The organism is Rathayibacter rubneri, assembly GCF_023743255.1.
GTDB classification, from domain to species: domain Bacteria; phylum Actinomycetota; class Actinomycetes; order Actinomycetales; family Microbacteriaceae; genus Rathayibacter; species Rathayibacter rubneri.
In genome coordinates this window covers 1-9,198 of record NZ_JAMRYM010000114.1, presented here as the reverse complement: position 1 = coordinate 9,198, position 9,198 = coordinate 1, and the positions used below count along the sequence as shown (strand labels likewise).

The window sequence follows — 9,198 nt, the reverse complement described above, 5'->3', positions numbered from 1 at the left end:
GTGCCCACCCCCAGCCCCCGCGCGGCGATCCTGGCGGCCGCCGACCGCCTCTACTACGCGCGCGGGATCCTGTCGGTCGGGATGGACGAGCTGCGCACCGCGGCGGGCGTCTCGCTCAAGCGGCTCTACTCCGAGTTCCCCAGCAAGGAGGCCGTCGTCGTCGCCGTCCTGCACGGCCGTCACGCCGGGTGGACCGCCGGGGTGACCGCCCGCGTGACCGGAGTAGAGGGCGCCCGCGAGAAGCTCCTCGCGATCTACGACTTCCTCTTCGACTGGTTCTCGGAGGACACGTTCCGCGGCTGCGGGTTCATCAACGCCTTCGGCGAGCTCGGCTCGTCGAACCCCGCCGTCGCCGAGCTCGCACGCGAGCACAAGGCCGTGTTCCAGCGCTTCCTCGCCGAGCTGGCCGAGCAGATCGGAGGCGACGCCGAGCTCGCCGCGCAGCTCGCGATCCTCGCCGAGGGCGCGCAGACCACCGCGGCGATCGCCGGCACGCCCGAGTCCGCCCTGCACGCGCGACGGGCCGCCGAGATCCTGATCGACGCGGTCTCGCGCCGGACCGTCTGACGGCGGCCGCTCCTACGCCTCGCCGCCGCCGGGAGGCCCGACGATCAGCAGCGCCGTGAACACCGCGGCGACGGCCGCGAGCACCAGCGCACCCGCGAGCACCGGGCGCACGAGAGCCCAGCGGAGCAGCCGGCTCGTGAGGCGGTGATCGCGCGGATCGTCGCCGGCGTCGCGGCGCCAGTCGCCCTCGAGCAGACCGTGGCGCTCGAAGCCGCGCTCGAGCGGGATCGTCGCGTACGGGATCACCACGCTGGCGAGCGCGAGCACCGTCGCTCCGATCGACCAGCGCTGGTTGACCGAGAGGACGAGCGCCGCCGCCCCGTACGCGAGGAAGGCGAAGCCGTGGATCGGGCCGGCGACGCTGACCGGCCAGTCGCCGACTCCGACGGCGTACTTCAGCAGCATGCCGGCGATCAGGAGGGTCCAGGTCACCGCCTCGACGACGGACAGGACACGGAAGAGTCGACGGGGGCTCATGAGCGGGAGACTACGACACCGCTGCTCCGGAAGCCCTGAGTCGCTGCGCCGCGGGCGCTCCGTCGCTGCGGCTCGGGCGCTCAGTCGAGGACGCCTGCGAGCGACAGCGCCGAGAGCGCGCCGACCGCCAGCGTCGCGACGGTCGCGAGCAGCCCGTGGAGCCGCATCCGCGCGGGTGCGATCGGAGCGACGCCCTGGAGACCGCTCCAGAGCCGCTCCGCCACCACCGCCGCCGAGGGGCGGTCCGCCGGGTCGAGCGCGGTCATCGCCGCGAGCAGAGGGCGCCAGCGCTCGGGGAGCTCGGCGGGCAGGACCGGGGCGTGGTGCATCCGCTGCAGGGAGATCTCGAGCGTCGTGCCCTCGTAGGCCCGCTTCCCCGTCAGGGCCTCGAGCAGCACCAGGCCGAGCGAGTAGACGTCGGAGGAGGGTCCGACGGGCCCGGCGCCGACGCTCTCCGGGCTGAGGTACCCGGCGGTGCCCACGAGCAGGTCCGGACGGGTGAGGCGCGCGTCGTCGATGGAGCGCGCGATGCCGAAGTCGCTGAGCTTGGCCTCGTTGAGGGAGGAGCCGGCCGGCACGGGACGCGAACGCACGAGCACGTTCTCGGGCTTCACGTCGCGGTGCAGAACGTCGCGGGCGTGCAGGTGGGCGAGCGCGTCGGCGACCTGAGCGCCGACCTCGGCGATCATCCGCTCGTCCCGCGACGAGAACCAGTCGGCGGCCGGGTCTGCGGGATCGAAGTACTCCAGGACGAGGTACGACAGCTCCCCCTCCTCCTGCGCGATCCCGCCCTGGTCGAGGATCTCGACGACGCTGGAGTGACGGGAGTCGATGAGCATGCGGATCTCGCGCTCGCGGCGGGCGCGCTCGTTCGGGGTGTCGGCGACCGTGCGGTGCACCTTCACCGCGACGGGCCGGGCGAGGCGCAGATCGCGGGCCCGGTAGACGCCCGCACTGCCTCCCTCGCCGATGCGCTCGAGGACGAGGTAGCGGCCGGACAGGGTCGCACCGAGGACCGGATCGACGGAGGTCCCGGCGGGGAGGAGGTCGAGCTCGTCGATCACGCCGCACCGCCTCTCCCGAAATCGCTAGCTCGTCTAACTAGCTACGAGAGTTCTATCGGAGGGAGGGCGGCCGCACAAGCCGGTGGGGCGGGGTTTGGCATCACTAGATGTTCTTGCTACATGACTGTCTAGACTGTCCTGCATGGATGACGTCGCGACCACTCGACCCGGGGCCTTCTGGTTCCCGGGAGAGTCGAGCGAGCCCGGTGCGGTCGAGGTCCTGGCCGCGATGAGGGCGTTCCGCACGGCCGAGACCGCGATGCGCCGACGCACGCGCGGGTCGATGGGCATGGGCGAGAACGACCTCCTCGCCGTCCAGTTCCTCATGCGCCGCCAGCAGACGGGCCAGCACGTCAGCCCGAAGGACCTCGCGGCCTACCTCGGCATCTCCTCCGCCTCCACCACGGTCCTGATCGACCGCCTCGTGAAGAGCGGGCACGTCGTGCGCCAGCCGCACCCGAGCGACCGCCGCGCCATCCGCATCGTCGCCACCCCGACCTCCCACCGCGAGGTGCGCGAGACCCTCGACGAGATGCACCGCCGCATGCTCGAGGCGGCCGAACAGCTCGACCCCGTCGAGGCCCGCACCGTGATCCGCTTCCTCTCGACGATGCGCGACATCGTCGAGAACCCGGCCGAGACCGCCGACATCGCCTTCGCCGACCAGGCCTTCGCGGACGAGCTCCTCGAGAGCGCTCCGGAGCGCCGCCGCGCCTGACGCGCGGCCCCTCAAGGTCTCCGGCGACTCCGTCGCCCCCTTTCGCCCTCCGTTCATCTGCGGCGGATACCGTGGCGATGGCCCAGGGGCAAGGGCCGGCGTACTCCGCTCCCTCGTCGGCGCGCGTAGTGCGGGGCGCGCCGAGGGTCAATCCCCCGAGTAGAAGTAACTAGCTTGACTAGTAGGGAGTCTGTCTAGCGATATGCTGATCGGACCGCATCCACTCGTCTGATCGGAGAAGATCATGGGCAACATCCTGTACGGCACCCCTCCCGCCTCGATCGAGGTCGAGGACCGCGCCCTCGCCCATCTCCAGATCGTCATCATCAACAAGTTCCGCCGCGACGAGCGCTTCCTGCTGACCCTGGACGCCTCCCCCCAGGCCGGCACGGGCCGCCGCGGCGTGTGGATGCACCCGACCATCCCGATCCAGTTCGAGTTCAAGGGCAGCCGCCAGCCCACGATCAATCCCGAGTGGGTCGAGGCGCTCATGGAGCGGGCGAACAGCGGAGCGGGACTGCGCATCGTCCCCGAGCCGGTGTCGCACGCGGCCGTGCCGCTGCGTCGGGCCGAGCCCGCCGCCTGACCTCTCCCGGCTCCCGGATCGACGGGCTCCCGATCGAGCACCCGATCCGCAGGACCTCCTTCGAAGGCCCGCTCCCCTCCGGGACGGGCCTTCGGTGCGTTCGGGGCCGACGATCATCGGACTGCGGGCCCACCCCGCAAGTGGTTGACATTCCGCGCCAGAACACAGACACGCCCCCTACACTGCGAGGGCGGTGCGGAGGGCGTTCCGGCGGGCTCGCCCTCGAGCCGCACGCATGACCGACCGCTGGTCGCCGGGTCCCCCTGCCCGCGACCGGCGGTCGGGTGCGAGGCGCACCCGAAGCGCCGCGGACAGGTCCGCCACCCCCAGGAGCCGGCGACAATGACCATCGAGATCTCACCCTGCAGCGAGGAGCGCGTCGAGCCGCTCGACCCCTCCGACGGCGTGGGCGGACGAGCCGACGGCGGCGTCCGAGCGACGGGTGACGACTCCGGCGTTCTCGGCGCCGCCCACGCCGAGGTCCTCCCCGGAGCCGTCTTCACCGCCGTCGTGACCGGCGGCCTCGAGCAGTGGCGCGTCGTCGCCGTGCTCGGCATCCGGGTCCTCGCGGAGCGCCTCGAGGGCTCCGAGCGCCGCAGCTTCACCCTCCGCTTCGTGCGCTACAGGCTCGCGCTCCCCGCCGACGAGCAGGAGCCCCGCCAGCGGAGAGCGGGCCGCCGCAGCGCCTAGGTTCTCGCGCTCCTGCGGGCGGGCGTCACGCCTCGAGCGCCGGCTCGGGACGGACCGACCGCCCGAGTCGCGCGAACAGGCGGTCGAACACCGCGCGGCGGTCGAACCGCAACGCGTACTCGCGGGCTGCGACGGCCAGTCGGGCGCGCTCGGAGTCGTCGAGCTCGAGGATCGCGTGGTCCAGGAGCGACGCGATCGCGTCCGGATCCTCCACCGGGACGACGAAGGCGTGCTCGCCGATCGCCTCGCCGATGCCGCCGGTGAGGGTCGTGATGACGGGACCGCCCCCGGCGAGCATCTTCTCGGCGAGCGCGATGCCGAAGGTCTCGACGAACTCGGGCCGGGGCTTGCTCGGCAGCACGAACGCGGAGCAGCCGGCCATCAGGTAGGGCTTCTCGGCGTCTCCGACGTCGTCGAGGAACCGGATGCGGTGCGCGAGCGGCGAGGCGGCCGCGATCCGGCGCAGCTCCGCCTCCTGAGGGCCGCGTCCCGCGATGACGAGCTCGTGCTGCTCGTGGACGCGGCTGCGCTCGTAGCCGGCGATGAGGTCCTCGACGCCCTTGGCCTCGGTGAGGCGCGAGAGGAAGAGCACGTAGCCGTCCCGGCGGAGCCCGCGCGCCCGGATCAGGTCGTCGAGGGCGACCGGATCGAGGTCGGAGTAGGCGTCGGAGTCGATCGCCGGGTACGAGATCCCGATGCGGGCCCGGCACTGCTCGGCGAAGCGGGTGCCGTGCGCCGCGTCGATCCGCTCCGCCTCCTCGACGACGAGGTCGCGGGTGTACTCGGAGACGGCGACGCAGTGGTCCTGCGAGAGGTACGAGGCGAAGATGTGGGCGGCGGCGCCCAGACGCCCCTCCTCCACGGCCCGGCGGACCACGTTGGTGACGTCGGAGCCGACCGCCTCGGCGACGGTGGTGACGTTCACGGGCAGCCCAGTGCTCCAGGCGGCGCGGAGGGCGTCGGCCACGGCGATCGTGTGCGGGCTGAGGTAGAGCGACAGGCAAACCGTCGGCACCCCGTCGGTGAACAGCTCGACGAGGCGGCCGATCATGCCGGCGAGGTAGCGGCCGTCCGGCACCTTGTAGTCGCCGACGGGCGCCGGGCGCTCCACGATGATGCCCTCGCTGTAGGGCAGGACCGCGTCCAGCGGCTTCAGCGGCAGACCCGCCGCTTCGAGGCGCTCGATCGGCCAGGTGACGATGCGGACCTCGTCGAAGCCGCGCTCGAGCGCTGTCTCGGCGAGATTGCGGGCCTCGACGGAGTGCCCGCAGATCACCGGATCGGCCCGGACGACGATCACGAGCCGATTCTGCACGGTGCTCGCGTGAGTGCTCTGGTCCATGGTCTCCTCCTAGGGCTGGGTGGTGCTGGTGGTCGTGGCGGCGGGCCGCGCGGGATGCGACGGCGGCCGGTGCTCCGGGGCGGTCGCCCACTCCGACGGCTCGGGTCCGAGGTGCAGGGTGAGCTCGCCGCCGCGGTGCAGCTCGGCCGCGCTGATCGCGCTCGACACGAGGGGGGCGCCGTTGAACTCGGCCGACTGCACGTACTGAACCGCTCCGCCGGGCACGGGCTCGATGAAGCCGGTGGTGCGGATCTCGAGGTCGGCTGCGCCGACGGCGACCGAGACCCGGGAGAACGCCGGTGCGTTCACCAGGACGAGTCCCTGACCGGCGACCGGGAACAGGCCCAGGCTCGCCCAGACGTACCAGGAGCTCAGTCCGCCGGAGTCGTCGTTGCCGGGCAGCCCGCCGCGGCCGGTGCCGAAGCGCTGGTGCAGCACGCCGTGCACGATCTCGGCGGTGCGGTCGGGGCGGCCGGCGTAGTGGTAGGCCCAGGGAGCCTCCATGTCGGGCTCGTTGTTGAGGCCCTCGAAGCGCCCGAGCGCGGCTCCCTCCGCCATCTCGGCGCGATCGGGGCGCAGCCCGGGCTGCGTCACCGGCTCGGCGCCGTAGCCGAAGAACTCGTCCAGCTGCGCGACGAACGCGTCGTCGCCTCCGCTCAGCGCGATGCGGCCCGCCATGTCGTGCAGCAGACGGAAGGAGTAGTTGTGGCGCGTGCCCTCGTAGTAGGTCGAGTCCTTGAGCAGCCCGGTGCGCAGGTCGAAGGCGTTCACCCACTGCGCGGCGCGCTCCTCGAGCTGCTCCGCGAGCACCCGGTCGCCGACGTGGCGCGCCACGACGGCCGTGCACCAGTAGCCGTGGGCCAGGTCGAGGGTGTGGCTGATCGGATGCGCCTCGCCGGCCGCGAGGAACTCCTCGCCGTAGGTGCGCTTGAGGTCCTCCGCCATGTGCACGAGCGCCGCGTCCCAGTCGATGCCGGGCAGGCCCAGCCGGCAGAGGTCGGCGAGGAAGGTGTGCGCGAGGGCGCTGCCCTGCCGCGAGAAGCGGTCGCTGCCCTTGGCCATCCGGTAGCCGATCGGGAAGTTGCCCTCCTCCTCGCAGATGGTGAGCAGCGCCGCTCCGATCTCGACCGCGCGCTCCGGGACCAGGGCCGTGAGCAGCGGCAGCTGGGTGCGGTAGATGTCCCACATGGTGCTGATGTCGAAGACGAAGGGGCCGTCGGTCGGCCAGAACGGGCTCTCGGAGGGCGCGAGGCACGGCTTGATCAGCGAGTGGTAGAGCGCCGTCGAGAAGACGGTCTCGCGATCGGTCGACGGGGTGTCGACGGCGATCCGGCGCAGCTGCTTGCGCCACGTCTTGCGGGTGCGGTCGCGGCGCTGGTCGAAGCCGGTGCCGGTGGGCGGCACGTCGCGGTGCAGGTTCTCGCGGGCGCGCTCGGTCCCGCGGAGCGAGAAGCCCATCCGGAGCTCCACCGTCGTGCCGGGCTCGCTGGGTCCCGCCCACATCAGGCCGAACGGGCGGAGGGTGGTGGGGCGGATGTGGTCGAAGTCGAGCCGGGTGCCGCCCGGCATGAGCCGGCGGTCGTACCAGAGCATCTGGCGCCAGTGCAGCGCGTCGCACTCGAGGTGCACGGCGAGGGGCGCACCCTCCATCACGACCTCGCCGCTCGCGACGCCGGGCGAGATCGACCGCAGCTGCGCGCGCAGCGGCACGGTCGCTCCGCTCGGGATCGCGAGGCCGCCGAGCGAGAGGTCGACGACGACGCGGGCGCTGCGGTGGCGCGGGAACGTGTAGCGGTGCACGGCCGAGGCGGGGCCCACGGTCAGCTCGGCCCGGACTCCGGAGGAGAGGGTCGCCGCGTAGTAGCCGGGCTCGGCGACCTCGTCGACGACGTCCCAGCTGCGGCCGAGCTCGTCGAGCGGCTCGATCATGGGCGTGACGCGGAGGTAGTTGTAGTACTTCCGGATCGCCCCGGTGCCCGACTGCTGGAAGTGCGTGAAGCCCGAGGCCTCGATGCCCTCGCGGATGAGCGGGGGCACGCCCTCGAGCGCCAGATCGTACCGCCCGTAGCCGGTCGGGTAGGCGCCCGAGTAGGAGCAGGCCGAGACCATGCCGAGCGGGTACGTCGCTCCGGGATGCGTGTTGCCGATCTGCGGCTTCGGCGACCACCAGGTCGCGGCGAGACCGGTGGGCTCGGCGAGCGCCGTCGCCTCCGTGCCGATGAACGGGTCGACCCGCTCGATCATGCTCCGCTCACCGCCGCCGCCATGCCGTGACGCTAGGTGCGGCCGGTGTCATCGGGGTGACGGGGAGGCGACGGGACGGCGACGGTCGGGAGGACGGGGAGGGTGTTCGGGGGGCTTGCTGTGGGGGATCTCGATACGCCCGCTGCGCGGGCTGCTCGATCAGCAGAGCACGCCCGCTGCGCGGGCTACTCGATCAGCAGAGGCCGTCTACGGGATCAGCTTCTCCGCGCGGTACCGGTCGAACAGCTCCGTGAAGGAGTCGACGGTGCGGTGGTGCAGCGTGAATCCGGCGAGGCGGGACTTGCTGATGTCGGTCACGACCTCGATCTCGCGGCCGAGGTCGGCGTCGGTGTGCCACCAGGAGGCGACGCGGCCGAGGTCGGGCTCGATCAGGCCGTGCCGCTCGACCAGGCGCTGCCAGACGGGCTCCGCGCCGGCCATCTGCTGCTCGAGCGGCTGCGGCTCCTCCCCCGGGCCCACCGGCTCGACGCCGAAGTGCTCGGCGAGGCGCGTCCACATCCAGCGCCAGCGGAAGACGTCGCCGTTGACCACGTTGAAGGCCTCGTCGCGGCCGGCCTCGGACATCGAGGCCCAGACCATCTGCGCGGCGAGCACGGTGGCGTCCGTCATGTCGGTGAGGCCGTTCCACTGGGTGAGCGAGCCCGGGAACACGAAGGGCCGGCCGAGCTCCCGCTGGATCGAGGCGTAGACCGCGAGGGTCAGGCCCATGTTCATGGCGTTGCCGACCGCGTGGCCGATCACCGTGTGCGAGCGGTGCACCGACCAGGTGAAGCCCGCTCGCTCGGCGGCGGCGAAGAGCTCGTCCTCCTGGGCGTAGTAGAAGTTCGGGGCGTCCAGCCGCTCCTCCTCCTCGTGGAAGGGGGTGTCGGGCATGGCGCCCTGGCCGTACGCCTCGAACGGGCCGAGGTAGTGCTTGAGCCCGGTGACCAGGGCGACGTGCTCGAGCGGAGCGTGCGCCAGCGCGGCGAGGAGGTCGCGGACCATGCCGGCGTTGACGGCGATGTTCTCCTCCTCCGTCGCCTGGCGGGACCAGGCGGTGAAGTAGACGTGCGTCGGCCGCTCGTCGGCGAGCACCCGGGCGAGGTCGTCAGCCGAGCGGAGGTCGGCCGCGAGCGGGCGGACGCCGGGGCGCTCGGCGATCGGGCGGCGCGAGAGAGCGGTGACGGGCACGCCCTGCTCGGTGAGCAGATCGACGAGGGCGGAGCCGCCGATGCCGGTCGCGCCGACCACGAGGGCGCGGCGGTCGGAGTCGGCGGGAGTGGACTGGGCGGGGGACGGGTGCGTCGAAGTCATCCCCTGTGCCAACACCGAGCGTCGTCAGGCATTCCCCGTCGCCGGTCTCCTCCCCAGCCGCCCGGACTCCCCGGCACTCCCCGTAACACCTGGACACAGAGCCCGCCGCGTCGTGCCCGGCGGCACGGGAGCGACGGTAGCCGCCGGGCACGACGCGGCGGGCTCTGTGTCCAGGTGTTACGGGGAGTGCCGGGGA

General features: G+C 72.5%; 9 protein-coding genes. 4 read left to right on the top strand and 5 right to left on the bottom strand.

The features are described from left to right. On the top strand, positions 1–567 hold the full coding sequence (locus tag NB037_RS17165) for a TetR/AcrR family transcriptional regulator (protein ID WP_251947947.1): 567 nt from the start codon (positions 1–3) through the stop codon (positions 565–567). Between the two features lie 12 nt (positions 568–579). On the opposite strand, the gene NB037_RS17160 is transcribed toward NB037_RS17165, so the two are convergent. Further along, positions 580–1,044 carry a DUF3817 domain-containing protein gene (locus tag NB037_RS17160; RefSeq protein WP_251947945.1) on the bottom strand — a complete coding sequence of 155 codons (465 nt, stop codon included), beginning with the start codon at positions 1,042–1,044 and terminating at the stop codon, positions 580–582. Between the two features lie 80 nt (positions 1,045–1,124). Beyond that, positions 1,125–2,108: a serine/threonine-protein kinase gene (locus NB037_RS17155; RefSeq protein WP_251947942.1), complete on the bottom strand. Its 984-nt coding sequence runs from the start codon at positions 2,106–2,108 to the stop codon at positions 1,125–1,127. Positions 2,109–2,250: 142 nt separating this feature from the next. On the opposite strand from NB037_RS17155, the gene NB037_RS17150 reads away from it, so the two are divergent. The 3 genes from NB037_RS17150 (at position 2,251) to NB037_RS17140 (ending at position 4,102) form a co-directional block, all read left to right on the top strand. Next, on the top strand, positions 2,251–2,826 hold the full coding sequence (locus NB037_RS17150) for a MarR family winged helix-turn-helix transcriptional regulator (RefSeq protein WP_251947940.1): 576 nt from the start codon (positions 2,251–2,253) through the stop codon (positions 2,824–2,826). A 244-nt stretch (positions 2,827–3,070) separates the two neighbouring features. Then, positions 3,071–3,412 (top strand): DUF7882 family protein, encoded by a 342-nt coding sequence (locus tag NB037_RS17145; RefSeq protein ID WP_251947938.1) that lies wholly within the window; start codon positions 3,071–3,073, stop codon positions 3,410–3,412. 342 nt (positions 3,413–3,754) lie between these two features. Further along, positions 3,755–4,102, top strand: coding sequence for a hypothetical protein (locus NB037_RS17140; RefSeq protein ID WP_251947936.1), 348 nt, complete (start codon positions 3,755–3,757; stop codon positions 4,100–4,102). 25 nt (positions 4,103–4,127) lie between these two features. Here the strand turns inward: NB037_RS17140 and NB037_RS17135 are convergent, their stop codons facing one another. The 3 genes from NB037_RS17135 to NB037_RS17125 all read right to left on the bottom strand — a co-directional run bounded on the left by NB037_RS17135 (position 4,128) and on the right by NB037_RS17125 (position 9,002). Beyond that, positions 4,128–5,444 (bottom strand): glycosyltransferase, encoded by a 1,317-nt coding sequence (locus tag NB037_RS17135; RefSeq protein ID WP_251947934.1) that lies wholly within the window; start codon positions 5,442–5,444, stop codon positions 4,128–4,130. Between the two features lie 9 nt (positions 5,445–5,453). Next, positions 5,454–7,688: a glycoside hydrolase domain-containing protein gene (locus NB037_RS17130; RefSeq protein ID WP_251947932.1), complete on the bottom strand. Its 2,235-nt coding sequence runs from the start codon at positions 7,686–7,688 to the stop codon at positions 5,454–5,456. 207 nt (positions 7,689–7,895) lie between these two features. Beyond that, on the bottom strand, positions 7,896–9,002 hold the full coding sequence (locus tag NB037_RS17125) for an SDR family oxidoreductase (RefSeq protein WP_251947930.1): 1,107 nt from the start codon (positions 9,000–9,002) through the stop codon (positions 7,896–7,898). Positions 9,003–9,198 lie beyond the last annotated feature (196 nt).